Source organism: Oceanihabitans sediminis, assembly GCF_003337215.1.
GTDB lineage: Bacteria > Bacteroidota > Bacteroidia > Flavobacteriales > Flavobacteriaceae > Oceanihabitans > Oceanihabitans sediminis.
Genome location: NZ_QPIG01000001.1, coordinates 883954 through 904583 on the forward strand (window position 1 = coordinate 883954; position 20630 = coordinate 904583).

The 20630-nt window shown below is 34.9% G+C and carries 10 protein-coding genes; 6 read left to right on the forward strand and 4 right to left on the reverse strand.

All coding sequences use genetic code 11. The features are described from left to right. Positions 1 to 13: 13 nt before the first annotated feature. The 4 genes from DU428_RS03950 to DU428_RS03965 all read right to left on the reverse strand — a co-directional run bounded on the left by DU428_RS03950 (position 14) and on the right by DU428_RS03965 (position 9420). The gene (locus DU428_RS03950) at positions 14 to 1159 is read right to left on the reverse strand and encodes an efflux RND transporter periplasmic adaptor subunit (protein WP_113965846.1); all 1146 of its coding nucleotides are present in this window, start codon (positions 1157 to 1159) and stop codon (positions 14 to 16) included. A gap of 2 nt (positions 1160 to 1161) precedes the next feature. Next, positions 1162 to 5475 (reverse strand): CusA/CzcA family heavy metal efflux RND transporter, encoded by a 4314-nt coding sequence (locus DU428_RS03955; RefSeq protein WP_113965847.1) that lies wholly within the window; start codon positions 5473 to 5475, stop codon positions 1162 to 1164. Positions 5476 to 5544: 69 nt separating this feature from the next. Beyond that, the gene (locus tag DU428_RS03960; protein ID WP_113965848.1) at positions 5545 to 5934 is read right to left on the reverse strand and encodes a hypothetical protein; all 390 of its coding nucleotides are present in this window, start codon (positions 5932 to 5934) and stop codon (positions 5545 to 5547) included. Between the two features lie 51 nt (positions 5935 to 5985). Continuing rightward, the gene (locus tag DU428_RS03965; RefSeq protein WP_113965849.1) at positions 5986 to 9420 is read right to left on the reverse strand and encodes a hypothetical protein; all 3435 of its coding nucleotides are present in this window, start codon (positions 9418 to 9420) and stop codon (positions 5986 to 5988) included. A 130-nt stretch (positions 9421 to 9550) separates the two neighbouring features. Here DU428_RS03965 and DU428_RS03970 point away from each other — a divergent pair, with 130 nt between their 5' ends. The 6 genes from DU428_RS03970 (at position 9551) to DU428_RS03995 (ending at position 20599) form a co-directional block, all read left to right on the forward strand. Then, positions 9551 to 10312 (forward strand): exodeoxyribonuclease III, encoded by a 762-nt coding sequence (locus DU428_RS03970; RefSeq protein ID WP_072347402.1) that lies wholly within the window; start codon positions 9551 to 9553, stop codon positions 10310 to 10312. A gap of 44 nt (positions 10313 to 10356) precedes the next feature. Further along, a complete protein-coding gene (locus tag DU428_RS03975) occupies positions 10357 to 11316 on the forward strand; it encodes an OmpA family protein (protein ID WP_113965850.1) in 960 nt (319 codons plus the stop codon). A gap of 82 nt (positions 11317 to 11398) precedes the next feature. Continuing rightward, complete coding sequence (locus DU428_RS03980) at positions 11399 to 12436, forward strand: aldo/keto reductase (RefSeq protein WP_072347398.1); 1038 nt, start codon at positions 11399 to 11401, stop codon at positions 12434 to 12436. 232 nt (positions 12437 to 12668) lie between these two features. After that, entirely contained in the window at positions 12669 to 17762 is a 5094-nt protein-coding gene (locus tag DU428_RS13370; RefSeq protein ID WP_165839143.1) for a T9SS type B sorting domain-containing protein, read from the forward strand. 16 nt (positions 17763 to 17778) lie between these two features. Further along, positions 17779 to 18684 carry a PorP/SprF family type IX secretion system membrane protein gene (locus DU428_RS03990; protein WP_072347393.1) on the forward strand — a complete coding sequence of 302 codons (906 nt, stop codon included), beginning with the start codon at positions 17779 to 17781 and terminating at the stop codon, positions 18682 to 18684. Positions 18685 to 18703: 19 nt separating this feature from the next. Beyond that, positions 18704 to 20599 carry an OmpA family protein gene (locus DU428_RS03995; RefSeq protein WP_113965851.1) on the forward strand — a complete coding sequence of 632 codons (1896 nt, stop codon included), beginning with the start codon at positions 18704 to 18706 and terminating at the stop codon, positions 20597 to 20599. Positions 20600 to 20630 lie beyond the last annotated feature (31 nt).

The following is a 20630-nucleotide window of genomic DNA, read 5'->3' on the forward strand; positions in this document are numbered from 1 at the left end:
AAATATTAATAGATTAATGGCTGTGACCTCCTTCACTATCATTTAATAACATGCTTGTACCTTTTACTATGATTTGCTTGTTTTTTAAAGCTTCCGCATTTAAAATTTCTACATAATCTTCTGTTTGTTTACCTAGGTTTAGCACTATTTTTTCTACATGATATTCCGCGTTATTTTGTTCTTCTAGAATTAAAGCAAATGCATGATCTTCTACTTCAATTATAGCGGATTTTGGTAAACCAACTCCTTTGGTTTGGTTTGTTATAATTTCTGCTTCTACAAACATACCAACAATAAAGTTATCTTCCTCATTATCTACGTGACCATGCACTCGAACACGTCTTGTTTTTTCATCTATTGTTGTTCCAACTAAGTGCACAGATGCGGTATAGGTTTTATTGGATACTTCTGGAATTTGAAATAAGATTTTTTGATCCTTCTTAATTTTCATGATATCCTTTTCAAAAACAGATAATTCTAAATGAATATGCTCTGTGTCAACGATTTCTAATATCATATCGCTTGGCGAAACGTAGGTGCCGTTGCTAACATTCATTTTTGTTACAAACCCATCTATAGGTGCGTATATATTAATATTAGAAGTAAAATTTCCTTGTTCTACATTTTTAGGGTTAATATGCATCATTTGCAATTTTTTGCGCAAACCATTGTAGTTGGCTAAACTGCTTTTGTAAGCACTTTCTGCTTTAAGATAGTTTTTTTGGGAGGTAATTTGCTCCTCAAATAAGGTTTTTTGTCTGTCGAATTCCGATTTAAGATAGTTAAGTTGCTCGGCGAGTTCCAAATAACTTTGTTGTATTTCTACAAATTCTGTGTTTTCAAGACTTACTAAAAGTTGCCCTTTTTTTACTTTATCACCAATTAGCAATGGGGTTTTGGTAACGTATCCACCAATAAAAGTAGAAATGCTTGACTTATTTTCTGGTGGCACATCGATCATTCCATTAACTTTTACAGACTCGTTAAAATCGTATTCGGCTAAGTTTCCAAATGCCATTTTTTCGCCTTCAAATTGCGCTTTACTAATTACTAGTTCGTCGGAATGTGTTTCTTCTTTCGTAGTTGTTTCTTCTGTCTTTTCTGAGTTTCCGCAGGCTAATACAAGCAGTGGAAATAAAAGGATATATAGCTGTTTCATTATTATAAAATTAAATAGTTGATATGGATGATGGTTTGGTTGTATAGATTTAAATTATCTAAATATTCTAGTTGAATTTCTTTAGCAGTTTCTATACTCTGTATGTATTGGAAGAAATCTATTTCTCCTTCTTTAAAAGTTCTGTTGGCAGTTTCTATAATTTCTTCGGAAAGATTTTTTCCTTGTATTTCATAATAGTTTATTGCTGCTTCGTATTGCTGAAGCCTAGCCATTAAAGAATTATATTCTGCGGTTAGACCTGCTTTATAATCTAATTCTTGTTCTTGTAATACTTCTGAAGCAATTTTTGAAGCTTTTATTTTTGCGTTTTGTCCGCCAAATAACAAAGGAATTTTCAATCCGATTTGGTAGCCAGAAACTGTTTGGATTAAACCTTTGTCTTTTCCTTGAAAATATTCTGCTGTTAGATCTGGGAACAGGTTTTGTTTTTCCATTTTGGTAGCAGCTTCATACATTTTTTTAGTCTGTTCAAAATATTTTAAACCTTCGTTTTCGGCTATATTGATAGTTGTTAACTCTAGTTTTTCTAAGGGAGTATCAACAATAGAAACACTGTCTGCTTGTACTACTTTTAGTAGTTGCTCTTTGCTAATAACAACTTCCTGTTGTATTTGTTTATATGCCGTTTGTAATTGTTTTTGTTTCGATTTTGCAGTTATCATTTCTAGGTAATTGGTTTCCCCAAGTTCAAAACGACGATTCGATTTTTTTGCAAAATCTTGGTATAGACTATCTAAGTACTTAAATGTTTTTGCTTTGTTTTTCGCATAATTTAATTGATAGTACTTGGCGTAAACCTCCCGTGTAAGCTCCTTTTCTTTAATAATATAATTGGTGCTTTCTAGTTGTTTTTTGGTTTCGTTTACTTTTTTCTCTGCAAAATAAGCAGTTGGAAATTTAAAGTCTTGCGAAATACCAAATACATCCATTGGTTTGTTGTTGGAACCCAAATTAGCTTCATCATAATTATAATACACATGGGTTTTATCGAAGCTAAAAGCTGTTGCGATGTTTTGACTCGCTTCTTTTACTTTTAATTTCTGCGCTTTTAAGCCTGCATTATTTTCTAATGCAAGTGCCAATGTTTGCTCTGCTGTTAACGGCGCTTGTTGGGCGTGTAGGTTAAAAGTAAAGGCTAAAATGAGGATGGATAGTATGTTTGTTTTATTCATTTTATTTTCGTTTTTCTTTTCAAACCAAGCGTATAGAACAGGTAATACTACTAGGGTTAAAATGGTGGCACTTATCAAGCCGCCAATAACTACTGTGGCTAGGGGTCTTTGTACCTCGGCCCCAGCATTGGTTGAAACTGCCATAGGTAAAAAACCTAATGCTGCTGCAGAAGCAGTTAGTAGTACTGGTCTTAGTCTTTCGCTAGTAGCGCGTTTTACACGTTCTTCTATATTGTTTATTCCCTGTGATTTTAGTTCCTTAAAATGTTCTATAAGAACAATTCCGTTAAGCACTGCAATTCCGAAAAGAGCAATAAAGCCAACACCTGCCGAAATACTAAAAGGTAAATCACGGAACCATAATAATAATATCCCACCAACTGCAGCTAAAGGGATTGCGGAATAAACTAATAGTGCTTCTTTTACCGAGTTAAAGGCGAAATAGAGTAATAAAAAGATTAAAATTAATGCAATAGGTACTACAATTAATAATCTGTCTTTTGCACTTTGTAAGTTTTCAAATTGTCCGCCATAGGTAATGCTATATCCTACCGGAAGTTTCAGGTTTTTGTCAAGAATTGCTTGCACGTCGTGAACAACAGATTGTAAATCTCTATTTCTTACGTTTACTCCAACAACAATTCGTCTTTTAGTATCGTCTCTTGAAATTTGTGCAGGACCGGTTGTATAGCTTATTTCCGCTAATTCGCTTAAGGGTATTTTGCTTCCGTTTGGAGTATCTACATATAAGTTTTGAAGGCTTTCTAGGTTTTTTCTATTGTTTTCTTGTAGGCGCATTACCAAGTCAAAACGCTTTTCTCCCTCAAACACATTTCCTATGGTTGCTCCTGCGAATCCCATGGAAATCATTTCGTTTAAATCGGAAATATTTAAACCGTATCGCGCAATTTTGCTTCTATTAAAGTTTACGCTCATTTGTGGTAAGCCTTCTACTTTTTCTACCGAAATATCTGCTGCTCCTTCTACATCTTTTATTAGGTTTCTAATTTCATCTGCCTTATTGGCTAAAACTGATAAATCTTCTCCAAAAATTTTAATAGCTACGTCAGCACGAACACCAGTAACTAATTCGTTAAAACGCATTTCTATGGGCTGTGTAAATTCTACTTCCATTCCAGGAATAACTGCAAGCGCTTCTTTAAATTTGTCTGCTAGCTCGTCTTTACTACTTGCTGAGGTCCATTCTTTTTTAGGAATTAATTTAATAATCACATCACTCTCCTCCATAGACATTGGGTCTGTAGGAACTTCTGCCGCTCCAATACGAGTAACCACTTGTTCTACTTCAGGGAAATTGTCTAATAGAACTTGTTCTATTCTTGTTGTGATATCCATAGTCTTACTTAAAGAAGTTCCTGTTTTTAAAACAGGTTGAATAACAAAATCCCCTTCATCTAAGGTAGGAACAAACTCGCCACCCATTCTGTTGAAAATCCAAACACTTGAAGCTAATAGAATAACAGAAAGCGTCACAACAATTTTTTTGTTAGATAAAGCCCAATTAATGATTGGTTGGTAGCCTTTGTTTAAAAATTTCATTAGCCTAACAGAAATGTTCTTTGGCGATTGTTTTACAGGTTTTAAAAACAAAGAAGAAACCACCGGAACATAGGTTAAACAAAGAATCATAGCTCCGATTAAAGCGAAACTAAATGTCATTGCCATAGGTTTAAACATTTTCCCTTCTATATCACTTAATGAAAGAATAGGAATAAATACAATAAGAATGATTAATTGCCCGAAAATGGCCGAATTCATCATTTTTGAAGCACTTTTTATCGTTATTTTGTCAATTTCTGCTTGTTTTTCATGTTTCTTTAAACCAGAGATATGAGAGGTTTTTGTCATGATTTGAAAGGCAATAAACTCGACAATAATAACCGCACCATCAATGATAATTCCGAAGTCGATAGCCCCTAAACTCATAAGATTGGCATCTACACCAAAAAGATTCATAAGGATAATGGCAAACAATAAACTTAAAGGAATAACCGAAGCAACTACCAGTCCAGAGCGCCAGTTTCCTAGAAGTAAGACCACTACAAAAATCACGATTAGGGAACCTAAGATGAGGTTTTCGGCAACGGTATAAGTTGTTTTGTTTATAAGTTCGCTACGTTCTAAAAAGGCATTGATATAAACACCTTCGGGTAAAGTATTTTGAATGGAAGCTACTCGTTCTTTTACAGCATCAATAATTTTTTTGGAGTTTCCGTCTTTCAACATCATGATTTGGCCAAGAACTTTTTCGCCTTCTCCATTTCCAGTAATAGCTCCAAACCTTGTTGCGCTTCCAAAACCAACTTCAGCTACATCTTTAATATAAATAGGAGCGCCGTCATTTTTTACAACTATATTTTCAATGTCCTGTAAAGAACCCACTAAACCTTCTCCACGAATAAAAAACGCTTTGTCATTTTTTTCTATATACCCACCTCCGGCAACACTATTGTTTTTTTCTAAAGCGGTGTACACTTCCGCAATAGAAATTTGCATGGCATTTAGTTTGTTTGGGTTAATGGCAACTTCGTATTGTTTTAAAAAACCTCCCCAAGTGTTTACTTCTACTACGCCTGGTATTCCAGAAAGTTGTCGTTTTACAATCCAATCTTGAATGGTACGTAGTTCGGTAATGGAATATTTGTCTTCATATCCTGGCTTTACGTCAAGAATGTATTGGTATATTTCTCCCAACCCGGTGGTTATCGGACCCATTTCTGGCTCACCAAAACCATCTGGGATTTTCTCTGAAGCCATTTTTATTTTTTCAGCAATTAATTGCCTTGGCAGGTAGGTACCCATATCGTCTTCAAAAACGATTGTAACTACTGATAGTCCGAATTTTGAAATAGATCTAATTGCAACAACTCCTGGTAAGTTTGCCATTTCTAGCTCTACTGGATAAGTGATAAACTGTTCTACATCTTGTGTAGATAGGTTTCTAGAAGTTGTTATTACTTGTACTTGGTTGTTGGTAATGTCTGGTACAGCGCCAATAGAAATTTTTGTTAAGGAAAGTATTCCGAAACCTATAATTAATGCTGTAAAGAGGAAAATTATCAGCTTGTTTTTTAAGCTAAATTTTATAATGTGTTCTAACATAATTCGTATGAAAAATTAATAGGATAATCCCAATAGAATAGGGCTTACTTTAATAAATTTTGAAGGAAATTATGCGAATCTAGGTGGTTGAAAAATACTAGGTTTTTCAAAAGATGAAATGCCTTCTTTGTAAAAGAAATTAAAAGGAATTTCTATAAAAGGTAAGTGGTTGAATTGGTATTCTATAGATTCAAAAGTAAATGCAGTACTTATGTGAATACAGTTTTTGTTGTGATGTTTAAAAGGAAGGTCCTCGTGCTCTTCATGTTTAGCGTCATGGGCTTCGTCTGTGTCTCCATAATGTTCTACTAAAAATTCAAAAAAAGAATCTCCGTAGGTTTCTTGGTGATAAACTGCATGCTCGATTAGAGTGTTGATTCTTGAAATATCTTCCACGCCAATATTAATACTTTGTATAAGTATTAAAATAGAAAAGGATATGGAAAATAGGTTTTGCATTTTTACAAAGTTATTAAAAATAAACTGGATAAAGGTGATATTTATCAGCTATCAAAAATAAGCTTTCAGTTGTATGTTTCCGGTATGAATAGTTTTGCTGGTTTCTGTGTTTCTCCCAAAATAGCTCAGGTTTAAGTCTAGGTATTTTGTTAATTTTTTTTGTGCTAATAATGTCCAAGTGAAGTTCTTCCCAGGTTGTAATCCTTCAAGCATTTGATATGCTACCGGGGAGTTTGCATTTCCTTCGAAATCATTTGCAAAGTAATTTATTTCTCCCGAAACAGCCATTTGTTGTTTATTGGAAAAGGAGAAAGAAACTCCGTATTTCTGCTGTTCTAAACTTTCAAAACTAGCAATGGTATTAGCTTTATTCGTGTATTGGTAATACACATCGAAGCGCACATTGTCGTTAAGTAAATACGACAGTTTTGGGTGGAATTGCGATTCTTCAATCAAGTAGTTTTTGCTTGTGTAGTTTTCGCTTTTAGATTCGTTGGTATTAAAGTTGGTTTGCAGATTAGCCAACCAATTGCTTGCAAATTTGTGCGTGAATAGTAATTGGTGACTTTTAGAAATAGCTTCTAAAGAACCAATGGAAAGCAGGTTTCTAGAATCGTTTGTTAAAAAAGTATAGGAAGAAGTATAATGCTGCTTCCCTCTGTTGAAGAATAAAACGGTTCTAAAACTAGATTGCAGACCAAGTCGTTTGTCTACATCATCTTTAAAAGGGTTTAGGTTGAAAGCTGTTCCTTCGCGTTTTTGTTTTCTGTCTACTAAATAGGAAGTTTGACTATAAAAGTGCGATAGTACTTTTTTAAATTCGTTTTCGGAGCTTGACCATTGTTGTGGATTTAAAGTTAGTGTTTGGCTAAATCGGTTTTGGTGGGTTTTTACAAATACTTGATTAGGAAGTAATACTCTTATATAGGTTCCTTGATCTGCAAACTGTGCGATTTCAAACTCTTCTAATTCCTGAATGCCATTATTATTGTAATCAATCCATGTATAGGCTCCTTGACCAGCTTCTACTTCTACGTAAGTGAATTCTTGTTGAGCTAAGGTTCCAGAGTTGGTTTCGTAAACGGTATTCCAATGGAGCATTTGATGGAATAATTTCTGACTGAATTGCAGTCTAGAGTTTAAAGATTCTTCGGTATCTATATTTTCGTCTACGTTATTTAGTGTTCGGTAATTCGCGTAAAGAGATAAATTCGTGTTGTTGTTTTGAATAATTCTAGAATCTATATAATAGGTATTTGAGGTATTTACCTTTTGTAAATTATTTGAAACTAAACTGTCATTTACTCGGTGTTTGTAACCTATTTCGGCAAAAACCTTGGTGCTGTCTCCAATTCCAGTAAATAGCTCATATGATTTGTATCGTTGGCTTAGTGCTGAAAAAGCATCTGTTTCTTTGTTTTTTTGCTCGTTATCCTCTAAAGCCAATCTTGTTCCAAGCCAAGCATTTTTTAAACTATAGGTTATGCGATTATAGCTTCGGATGAATTTAGAGTTATTCATATTTGATGTAGCGTTTAATACACTAGAATTGGAGAGGATATGCCATTTTTTTAATTGTAAATCGCTAAATAGAATATGTCTGCTTCCATTAAAATTTTCAGAATAATTTAAATACTCAAACTGGTATTTAGCTATCCCTTTTTTGGAGTGAGAAGCTTGAATTCCAGAAGCAAAAAGCGTTTGATTTCCGTTGTTAATTACATTTTGATTGTTGGTAGGTTGCTCTATATTCCAGTCGCGAATAAACTCGGCATTATACAAACGTTCAATGGTTCTGAAGTTTTCTTGAATATAATTAGCATCAGCAAATGTCTTTACATTCCAAGTGCTGTCATTTTTTATAATTGTCTGTTCTAGCTTTATTTTTGCAGCATATCCGTCGTTATCCTTATCATCTAAATTTGAAAATAAGTTTAAATCGTTTTTACTCCCTGCAAATTCGAATCCGATATTTGTTTTTTCGGTAGGTGCATAGCTTCCGTTTAAAACGGCTAACTGTAATTTGTTTGGAGCAACAAGTTTTACGATAGGTTCGTATTTTCCTTGCGGAATTCCAGCTATAGGTTCAACATATTCATATATGGTGTTTATCGCATTAATACTGCTAACGATGTAGTTTCCTTGATTTTCGCCAACTAAGGAAAAATTTACGCTGTATAATTCGTCGCTTGGATCGTTTGAAAAAACAAAAGCTTCCACGCCGTTTATTATTTCTTTTTTATACAGAATTCTATTTTCGTTATAAGTTTCGGGAGTAGCAGAAGGAGCTGTCATAAGCGATGGGTCATCTCCTGCATTTGCAAGAATTTCTACTTGTTCTGTAGAAAGGTTTTGTTGCAGTGGATTGTTTTTTGCGTCATTCTCACTATAAACAGAAAAGCCTAGATTTAGTTTCTCGCTTTCGTAATTGCTTCCGCCAAAAACCACTAATCTGGAGTAGTTTCTTTCGCTATATTGGTAATCTACAGTAATTCGCATTTCGCTAGTTATGGGGAAAGTGGCGTTGAAAATAATTTCTCCTGCGTTGTAGTTTATAATATAATCCTTGTTTTCCCCTCGTTCTAGAGCGATTCCGTTCACGTAAACCGTTTCACTTCCTGAAACTACAAGCACATAAAGCTCATTGTTAGGGCCTCTTAGTTTGTATGGACCTTGATTTCCTTCTTGGGCGGTGAATTGGCTTGAGGTAAACTGCCCTCTAACAATAGCGCCAGATGCGAAAACATTTGTTTTAGAATCGGAATGGTTTAAAGTTGCATTAAGAGCCAAGCCTTGTACTCGTTTTGAGAAATTAGCAAAAGCGGTTTGGGTGTTTTGAAGATCTACATCTCCGGCTCTAATTTTCCAGTTATCACTAAAAAGTTCGATGAATACTTGATCAAATTCGTCTAGTCGCTGTGAATATCCGCTTTCTTGTAAAGGAATATTAGCATCTTGAATAGAAGCTCGTAGTGAAACCTTTTCGTTTAGTTTTCCGGTGATTTGCAAATCTAATTCGCTATTTAAAACCGAGTTTTGGTTATTACCAATAATAACTCCTCGGGAGATGCTTCCGGAGGTGCTTAGTCCATCAAAAGGAGTGAAGGTGTTTTCTATTCTAGACTGTTTTATTTTGAAAAGTTGTTGTTGGTTTTCGGTGTTTTCAACAATAATATTTTCGTCTAACTGCTTATAAGTTTTTGTTAAGAATTCTGGATACTTTAGATAATTAACTATAATCGAATCGGTAGCAATAGGTTTTTTAAAAGTTAAAAGCGCTTTGGCAAAATCAATATCGTAGTAACTAGAGTCTATTATAGTATTGTCTTTTTTTCTGATAGAAAAGTAAGCAGCATTAATGCTTAGGCTATCTATAGTAATGCTATCCTGTACAGCAATCTTTTTTGTTTTATAATTAGAGTCTTGGTCTTGAGCAGAAGCAGCAAAACCAATAAAAAACATAAAAAGAAAATATAGATACTTCATGCATTACTTAAACTACAAATTGTCTAAATTATTTTATGGATAGTTTTTGTTAAAAGGGTTTAAAAATATAGTGTAAATGTAAAGCATTATTTATTTTAGCTAAAACATATAAATTCTAAAATAGAAAATCTTGAAAATAATCTCTTACAATGTAAACGGAATTCGTGCCGCAATTAATAAAGGCTTTATCGATTGGTTAAAAGCAGCAAACCCAGATGTGCTTTGTTTACAGGAAATAAAAGCCATGAAGGAGCAGTTGGATTTAACACTTTTTGAGGAAGCCGGTTACGCCTACAATTACTGGTTTTCTGCAGAAAAAAAAGGGTATAGCGGCGTTGCTATTTTGTGTAAAACCGAACCAAATCATATAGAATACGGTACAGGAATAGAATCTATGGATTTTGAAGGTCGAAATATTCGTGTGGATTATGATACTGTTTCGGTAATGAGTTTGTATTTACCTTCAGGAACTAATGATGCTAGGTTGCAACATAAGTTAGATTATATGGATATGTTTCAGGAATATGTAAACCATCTTAAAAAGGATCTTCCTAATCTTGTCATATGTGGTGACTATAATATTTGTCATGAAGAAATAGATATTCACAACCCGAAAATGAAAGGAGTTTCTGGTTTCCTTCCTGTAGAGAGAGAATGGATTGGAGATTTTATTGAAAGCGGATTTATAGATGCATTTCGTTATTTACATCCAAGCAAACAAGAATATAGTTGGTGGAGTTATCGTGCAAACGCAAGAGCCAATAATAAAGGTTGGCGTCTAGATTATACCATGGTTTCAGAACCTTTAAAAGAAAAGATAAAACGAAGCGTTATTTTACAAGAAGCTGTACATAGTGATCATTGTCCGGTTTTAGTTGAAATAGAAGCTTAAGCATTAATTTTTAGTAGAAAAAGAAAAATAAACCCAAATACAACATGAAAAACATCCTCTTAACCGCAGTACTTACCACCATACTACTATCATCTTGCGTTTCGCCAAAAGTATATAAAGACTTAGAAAGCAAATATGCTGCCTTAAAAAAAGAAAACAGAAAACTTTCTGATGATAATGAATCCCTTTTAGGAGCAAATAATAAAACAGAAAATGATTTTGCAGCTCTTAAAAACGATTATGATGCAGCAATAGCAGAAAGAGATAGATTGCAAGCAGATTATAATGCGGTTAAAACTAATTTAGAAGCACTTAAGGCTTCTTATGATGCATTAGAGCAAAATAGCTCTGCTTCTTTAGCGGCAAACTCTAAGAAAAACAGAGAATTATTAGCACAATTAGAAGCGAAAGAGCAAGCTTTAGAAACAGAAAACGCTAGACTAAATAAGTTAAAAAACGAATTAGAGCAACGTTCAAACAGGGTAGAGGAATTAGAAAATTTGATTGCTGTAAAAGATGCTGCAATGACCACGTTGAAAAACGCAATTTCAAGAGCTTTAACCGATTTTGAAGGGAAGGGATTAACGGTAGTACAACGAGACGGAAAGGTTTATGTTTCTATGGAAAACAAACTTTTATTTCAATCCGGTAGTTGGGCTGTTGGTGTGCAAGGAAAAAAAGCAGTACAACAATTAGGAAGTGTTTTAGGTGATAATCCTGAAATTGCTGTTTTAATTGAAGGGCATACAGATAATGTACCATATACCGGAACTGGTCCGATTTCTAGTAACTGGGATTTATCAACAAAAAGAGCTACGGCAATTGTAAATATTCTAAGAGAAAATAATGCTATTCATCCAGAAAACTTAACTGCAGCAGGAAGAGGAGAGTTTGCTCCTATAGCTTCTAATGAAACAGCAGAAGGAAAAGCAAAAAACCGAAGAATTGAGGTTATTCTAACGCCAAAATTAGATGAGGTTACTAAGCTCTTACAGGATATTTAATACTATAAAAACTACTTTTATGTCATTTAGCAAAAAGTAGTTTAATTAAAAAAGACATTTCTGCTTTTGTAGGGAGATAAAGATGAAATATACCAGACTACCTAATACCGATATTAAAGTAAGTAAACTTTGTTTGGGAACCATGACTTGGGGGCGTCAAAACACCCAAGAGGAAGGTTTCGAGCAAATGGACTATGCCTTAGATCAAGGGATAAACTTTTTTGACACAGCAGAGCTTTATCCGGTTCCTGCAACCGAAGAACGTTATGCAGATACGGAGCGTATAATAGGAAATTGGTTTAAAAAAACTGGAAATAGAGACAAGGTAGTCTTGGCATCTAAAATTGCTGGTCCTGGTGACTATACTGCGCATATAAGAACCAATGGTTTTCGTCCTTCGGCTTTAAAAGATGCGGTAGATAAAAGTTTAGAAAGACTGCAAACCGATTATATAGACTTGTATCAATTGCATTGGCCAGAAAGGCAAACAAACACTTTTGGAATTCGTGATTATGACCATGATTCGGAGGAGGTTTGGCAGGATAATTTTCATGAAATACTTTATACCTTTGATAGAATTATAAAAGAAGGGAAGGTTCGCCAGATAGGAATATCTAATGAAAAGGCTTGGGCTACCATGCGTTATTTAGAAGAAGCAAAGTACCATCATTTGCCTAGAATGATAACCATTCAAAATGCATATTCATTATTGAATCGAACTTTTGAAGGAGATTTGGCCGAGATTTCCATGCGAGAGAATATTGGGTTGTTAGCCTATTCGCCTATGGCTTTTGGTGTTCTATCCGGAAAATATATAAAAGGAACAGATACAGAATACTCTAGGCTAAACCTGTTTTCTCGTTATTCAAGATATAGTAGTGCTTCCTGTACAGAAGCAGCAAGTAAGTATGTGCAACTAGCAGAAGACCATGGTCTGAGTGCGGCACAAATGGCATTGGCTTTTGTTAGTCAGCAACCATTTGTAACCAGTACTATTATAGGAGCAACTACTATGGAGCAGTTAAAAGAAAATATTGAAAGTATAAATCTTAGTTTGAATAAAAATATACTTTCCAAGATTAAGGAGATTCATGATTTAAATCCGAATCCTGCAACATAAGTTTAACACTTAAAAGGGAACTGTTAAAAGAAAGTGTATTTTATCGATATAAAGAGTGTTTAGACTAGTAAACATTTGTTAATTTACTTAACAATATCTTTTTTTATACTTTGGATTTTTAATTAAAATCCCTAACTTGGCAGGGAATTAAACTAAATAAATAGAATAAACCATTGTAGTGACTTGCTTAGCAGGTTGTTACATTAATTAACAACTAACTTTAACCTGTAAAATGAAAAAAATTACTCTTTCTCTTATATTTGGGTTGATGGCTTTGATAGGCTATTCTCAAATAGGTTTAGTAGAAAATTTTGACGCTGGTTTAACATTGCCTCCAGGATGGACAGGTAGTGGATATGCCGGATCTGTGTTTGAACCATGTAGTGTTGTTTCACTTAGATCGAACTTAAGTGACTCTAACATGTCTGCTGAATTAGTTTCTCCAAATATTACTGGAGAGTCCAATGGAACAGATTTAACAATTGCTTTTGATTATAAGATTGTTGATTGGTCTGCAGCAGTAGATCCAACTCCTCCAGGATGGGGAGAATTTAATGTTTATTTTTCAACCGATGATGGTGGAGCATGGACTGCCGTTGGTAGTTTAGATGATTCAAATCATCAAACATCAAGCGAGTGTTCAAACATAAGCTTTGTAGTACCTGCTGCTGAATTACCTACAGGTTCGGATGTGAAAATAAAATTTGAAAATGTTTTCTATTCAGGAAATTATTATTTCTATGTAGATAATGTAACTGCTTCGCAGGTTGTGGTAGATCCACCTTCTTGTTCAGCCATTATTAATCCAGCTAACGGTGCTACCGGAGTTGATATTAATGAAAACTTAAGCTGGCAAGCAGCTACAGGAATTCCTTCAGGATATAGATTATCTGTAGGGACAACTGCAGGTGGTTCTGAACTACTTGATAATGTGGATGTAGGTCAATCTACTACTTATGATTTACCAACATTAGAGTATTCTACTGTATATTATGTAAGAGTAACTCCGTATAATGATAATGGAGACGCAATAGGTTGTCAAGAAACCTCCTTTACTACAGGGGCAGATCCAAATGCGCCAGTAGATTGTGCGAGTGGTATTCCTATTAATACTGTTTATTGTTATTCAAATAATGATACAACAACATTTAGCTTCCAAAGTTCTGATGGTGCACCACTTGTGGTATTCTTCAATTCAGGTAGTACGGAGAACAACTGGGACGAGTTAATTATAACAGATTCCGATGGAACTAATATTTATACAGGATATGGTGATGGAGGAGATCTTTCCGGATTGATGTTTGTGTCTTCTGGTGATACTATTACGGTAGGGGTGACTTCAGATGGTTCTGGGATTAGCTGTACTAATAATCCATGGAATTTTGATGTATATTGTTTAGATACAACTGCTTTACCTAACTGTAATGCAAGTTTAACAACTCCTATAAATGGAGCTGTAGATGTAAGTGAAAATACAGTGTTAACTTGGAGACCAGCAACTGTTTTTGTGACAGGATATATTCTTAATATGGGTACAACACCAGGAGGAACAGATGTTCTTAATGGTGTAGATGTAGGTGATGTTTTAACTTATAACCCAGGAGTTTTAGATTACGATCAAACATATTATGTAACTATTATACCTTATAATGATAATGGTCAAGCTTCCGGTTGTATAGAAGAGAGCTTTACTGTAAAAGCAGATCCAAATCAAATTGTAGACTGTGATACTGGTCAGGTTATCAATACCACTTTCTGTTACGGTAATAATGAAATAATTGAATATTGGTTTGCATCTTCAAATGGCGATCCTATTTCTATATTCTTTAACGCAGGTTCTTTAGAAGAAAGTACTTTTTCAGGAAATACTTGGGATGACTTACTTATCTATGACGGAACTGATAATACAGGTACCTTATTATATGATTCTGATGACGGGATTGTTGGTACAGGAAACTTAGCAGGACTTTCTGTTGTTTCAAATACGGGGAACTTATATATTGTTTTAGATTCAGATGGATTTACAAGCTGTGAGTCTAGTAATGCATTAGATCCAATTGATTTTGACGTTTCTTGTGTAGATACTACTGCATTGCCAAACTGTAACGCTTCCCTTATTACTCCTGCAAACGGAGCTGTAGGTGTTAATGAAAATGAAGATATCACATGGAGCGCAGCTTCTGTTTTAGTAGATGGTTATAAGCTATCTTTAGGAACTACTCCAGGTGGAACGGATATTTTAGATGCATTTGATGTAGGTAACGTTACAACGTATGATCCAGGTGTTTTACCTTACAGTGCTACTATATATGTTACTATTGTTCCTTACAATGCTAACGGGGATGCGCAAGGATGTACTGAAGAAAGCTTTACAGTAAAAGATGATCCAAATCAAGTTGTAGATTGTGATACTTCTCAAGTGATAAATACAACTTTTTGTTATGCAAATAATGATATAATTGAGTATTGGTTTGCTTCTTCCAACGGAGATCCTATTTCTATATTCTTTAACGCTGGTGTTTTAGAGGAAAGCAACTTTTCTGGAAATACTTGGGATGACTTATATATTTATGACGGTACAGATAATACAGGAACCTTATTATATGATTCTAACGATGGAATTGTAGGAAATAACAACTTAGCTGGCTTCTCTTTCGTAGCTAACAGTGGTAATTTATATATTTTCTTTGACGCAGATGGTTCCGGAAGTTGTGAGACAGGGGGATATACTCCAGTTGATTTTGATGTAACTTGTGTTGATACAACCGCTTTACCAAACTGTAATGCATCTTTAATTTCTCCGGCTAATGGAGCTGTAGATATAAATGAAAATGACGATATTACATGGAGTGCAGCTTCTGTTTTAGTTACTGGGTATAAACTAACCTTAGGAACTACGCCAGGAGGATCTGATATTTTAAATGGAGTAGATGTAGGAAACGTAACAACTTACGATCCAGGAACACTTCCTTTTTCTGAAACTATTTATGTAACTATTGTTCCTTACAATGATAACGGAGATGCAACAGGCTGTACAGAAGAAAGTTTTACAATTAGAAATGACCCGAATGTCATTGTTGATTGTTCTGCAGGTCCTGTAAATACAACTTACTGTTATACACCTAATGATACGATGGAATTTAACTTTGCTAGTTCAACGGGTAACCCATTAGTACTAGAATTTAACGCAGGTCAAGTTGAAAACAACTGGGATGAGTTAATCGTATTAGATTCTGACGGTTCAGAACTATATAATGGCTATGGTAACAACGGAAACTTAGCAGGATTAACGTTTACATCAACCGGTCCTTCATTAACTGTTATGATAACTTCAGATGGTTCTGGAAGTTGTTCAACGAATGGATATACTCCTTGGGATTTTGATGTATGGTGTTTAACTTGTCTACCTCAAACAGCTACATTTAATGTGGTTAATGGAGACTGTGATACCGATCCAGATAACCCAGTTTTTGAAGTAGAGGTTAATATTACAGATATGGGAGATGCAGCATCTCTTGAGTTAACAGATAACCAAGGGAGTGCCGTTCAAACTGTTACAGAAGCAGGGATTGTAATTATGGGGCCTTACCCAGCAAGTACAAACGTAGTGGTAACTGTTGCGAATGCAGATGACCCTAACTGTATTATAGAAAGTAACCCATTATCCTTTATATGTCCACCTCCACCAAACCCATGTTCTATTGTGTTTGCAGGTGAAGACGCTACGGTAGACTGTAACACGCCAGAGGTTGTTTTAGAAAGTAACTTCCATTTATATGGTCAAGACACAGAAAACTATGAGATAAATGCAATTGATACTTGTCCGACTCCTCCAGTTGACGGAGCGACTCCTACAAGTGTAAACGTAGATGATACTTGGTCTGAGGTAATTGATCTTGGATTTGACTTCTGTTTCTACGGTGGTGTTTATGACCAAGTAATTGTAGGTTCTAACGGAGTAGTTAGTTTTGAAGTTGAGCATGCTGGTGGCTACAATAGTTGGGCTTTAAGTTCTGTTTCTACATTACCAAATGCAACTAATAATGCTATATCGCAAGGAAATATATTTGGTGTTGGTCATGATATCGACCCTTCAGTTTGTGGTAGTATTGATTATGTAGTATTAGGTTCCGCTCCTTACAGACAGTTCGTAGTAAACTATAATGAGGTTTGTTATTTTGGTTCTTCTTGTACTGGATTAACAACTACAAGTCAAATCATTTTACATGAGTCTTCTAATAATATTGATATTCATATTTTAGAAAAGCCTACATGTGCAGCTTGGAATGACGGACTTGCGGTAGTAGGTATTCAAAGTGTAGATGATACACAGGCAGCATCGCCTCCAGGTCGTAATACAGGTGTATGGAGCGTAGCTCCTGATAGCCCAGAGTCGTATAGATTCTCTCCTTCAGGAACTCCAAACTATACTTTAGAGTGGACAGACGAAGAAGGTACTGTGATTAGTACTGAGGAATCTGTAACGGTTTCACCAAGTGAGACAACCACTTACTCTTTCGCAGTAACTTATGAGTTATGTACAGGAGGTACAGCTACGGTATCTGATGATGTTGTAGTTACTTATGAAAACCTATCTACATTTGATGCTTCTTTTGAAATGACAGCAAACTGCGATGGTGCAACTGCAACTATTTTAGGTGATGCAGGAGGAACATTCTCTTTCAACCCTGAACCAGCAGATGGTGCAACTATAGATGCAGCTACTGGGGAAATTACAAATGCAGTTCCAGGCGCTATGTATAATGTTGACTATACCGTAGGAGAAGATTCTTGTCCTGCAGTTACAACCGAAACGGTGACTGTTCTTACTACAGATGACTTCCAAGTAACTTTTGATTTTATGCCAACATGTGAGGGAGCAACCGTTACTATTACTGGTGATGCAGGAGGAACTTTTAGTTCTCCAGATAGTGGAATTACTGTAAATGCACAAACGGGAGAAGTTACAGGAGGAGAATCTGATACAACTTATACTATTGAATATACTACATCTGGTGAATGTCCAGTAGTAATTACTGAGTCGTTTACAACGGAATATTGTGAATTACCTGAAATTCCTCAAGGAATATCTCCTAACGGTGATGGTAGAAATGATACTTTTGACTTGACTGAGTTTAATGTAAGTCGTTTAGAAATATTTAATAGACATGGTGTAAAAGTTTACTCTAGAACTAACTATACAAACCAATGGTATGGTCAGTCAGACAATGGAGATGAACTACCAGTTGGAACTTATTTCTATGTGATGGAATATGACGGAAATAAGACGAAAACATCTTGGGTATATTTAAATAGAGAAAACTAAAAACTAACTAATTAAAATGAAAAAATTATATATAATTCTCGCATTCTTGTTTGTGGCACAAATACATGCACAACAAGATCCGCAGTACACACAGTATATGTATAACATGAACGTTGTAAACCCAGCTTATGCTGGGTCTTACGACGGACTTGCTGTAGGTTTACTATATAGAAGTCAGTGGGTTGGTTTAGAAGGAGCACCAAAAACAGGTACTCTTGCTATTCATTCCCCTGTAGGAAAAAGGGTTGGATTAGGAATGTCTCTTATTAGTGACGAAGTTGGTCCGGTAAGAGAAACCAATGCTTATGCAGATTTCTCATATACATTACCAGTAGGAGTTGAAACAAAGTTAGCGTTTGGAGTAAAAGCAGGTGCAACATTTCATGATATAGGATTAAATGGTTTAGTTTTAACAGATTCAGATGACCAATTATTCCAGGACATTAATGAGGTTACCCCTAACATTGGTGCAGGAGTTTATTTTTATAAGCCAAACAAGTATTATGTTTCAGTTTCTATGCCAAATATTTTAAATGCTACGCATTTAGATGCAGGTGGATATAATATTGGTTCTGAAACGCAGCATTTATTTGCAGCGGCTGGATATGTATTTGATTTATCAGAAAACTTTAAATTAAAACCGCATGCTTTAGTAAAAACTGCATTTGATGCTCCAACAAGTTTCGATGTAAATGCCAACGTATTTATGTATGATTTAGTGGAAGTAGGTGTTGGATATCGTTTAGAAGATTCATTCAGTGGTATGGTAAACTTTATGGTTACACCAAATCTAAGAATAGGATATGCATATGACGCTATTCAATCAGATTTAAATTATACTACTAGTTCCTCTCACGAAGTGTTTGTTAATTTCGATATTTCTTTTGCTAAAAAAGTATCTCGTTCACCACGTTATTTCTAATCACTTAAGCTAAATAAAAATGAAAAAAATAAAAATATTTATAACATTACTATTATTGAGTAGCTTAAGTATAACTGCTCAAAATAAATATACGCAAACAGCAGATAAGCATTTTGACAAATTTGAATTTGTTGAAGCTATTGCAGCTTATAACAAACTGGTTGAAAAAGGTCAGGGCGATGCCTATGTATATACAAAATTAGCAGAAGCTAATTATAATATATTCAGTACTACCGAAGCTGAGAAATGGTATGCAAAAGCTTTAGAATCTTCTCAAGATGCAGAAATGATGTATAAGTATTCTCAAATGCTTAAAGCTAATGGGAAATACGATGCGTCTAACCAATGGATGCATAAATTCGCTAAAGCGAATCCGAAAGACGATCGTGCTAAAGCATTTTTAGCAAATCAAGATTATCTTCCAGGTATTTTAGAAGGAGTTCAAAAATACGAACTAGAAAGTTTAGGATTTAACTCTGAAGCTTCAGATTTTGGAGGAACTCTAAAAGATGGTGTATTATATTTCACTTCTGCTAGAAACAATGCAAGACGTACTTACGGATGGAATGAAGAGCCTTTCTTAGATATTTATCAAGTTGCTGTTTCAGAAGGAGATAATGCAGAAGCTGAGCCAGTTAAAGGATCTATTAATACAAAATATCACGAAGGACTTGTAACATTTAGTCCAGATGGAAACACCATGTATTTCTCAAGAGAAAGCTTCTATGATGGCGTTTATGAGAAAATAGAAGATTCAAAAACTAAAATTAGTGTCATTCATTTATTTAAAGCTACTAAATCTGGTGACTCTTGGAAAAATGTAAAAGCACTTCCTTTTAACAGTGATTCTTATTCTGTAAAAAACCCTTCTTTAAGTGTTGATGGTAAAACATTATATTTTGCTTCCGACATGCCTGGAGGTTTTGGGAAATATGATATCTATAAGGCTACTGTAAATGCAGATGGTTCTTTTGGTGACCCAGAAAATTTAGGAGCTAAAGTAAACACAGAAGGACAAGAAATGTTCCCATTCATTAGTGATAACGGAACTTTATACTTCTCTTCTAATGGTCATTTAGGACTTGGTGGATTAGATGTATTCTATACAACAGCATCTGGTGATGTTGTAAATGCTGGAGCTCCTATTAATAGTAATTCAGATGATTTAGCATTTACTATTAACGAAGAAACTGGTGAAGGTTTTGTTTCTTCAAACAGAGAAGGTGGACAAGGAAGCGATGATATTTATGCTGTTAAAAGATTAAAACCATGTAATGTTCTAGTTACTACAACAGTTGTAAACAACGAAACAGATACTCCACTAGCAGGAGTTACAGTTACTATTAAAGATGTAAAAGGACAAGTTCTTGCTACAGAAACTTCAAATGCAGAAGGAAAAGTATCGTATACTGTTCCTTGCGAAAATGCACTGCTTATTGCAGGTAGTTTAGAAGATTTCGAAAGTAACTCCATAGACTTTGCTGGTAGTAAAGAAGAGACAATGGAATTAATTTTACCACTAGATCCAATCGAAAAAATTATTGTTGAAGATCGTGTAGTGTTAAATCCAATCTTATTCGACTTCGATAAGTCTAATATAACTGCACAAGGAGCTTTTGAATTAGATAAGCTTGTTGCTGTAATGAAGAAATACCCAGAGATGGTTATTTTAGCAGAATCTCATACAGATAATAGAGGTTCGGCAAGATACAACGAAAAGTTATCTAGCAGACGTGCGCAATCGACTGTACAGTACGTTATTTCGAAAGGAATTGATGCAAGTAGAATAACAGGTGTTGGAAAAGGAGAAAGTGACTTACGAGTTAACTGTGGCTCTAAGTGTACTGAAGAAGAACACCAATTAAATAGACGTAGTGAGTTTATTATTGTAAGTGGTGGTCCAAACCAACAATAGACAAATTCATTAAGCATATAGTTTAAAACCA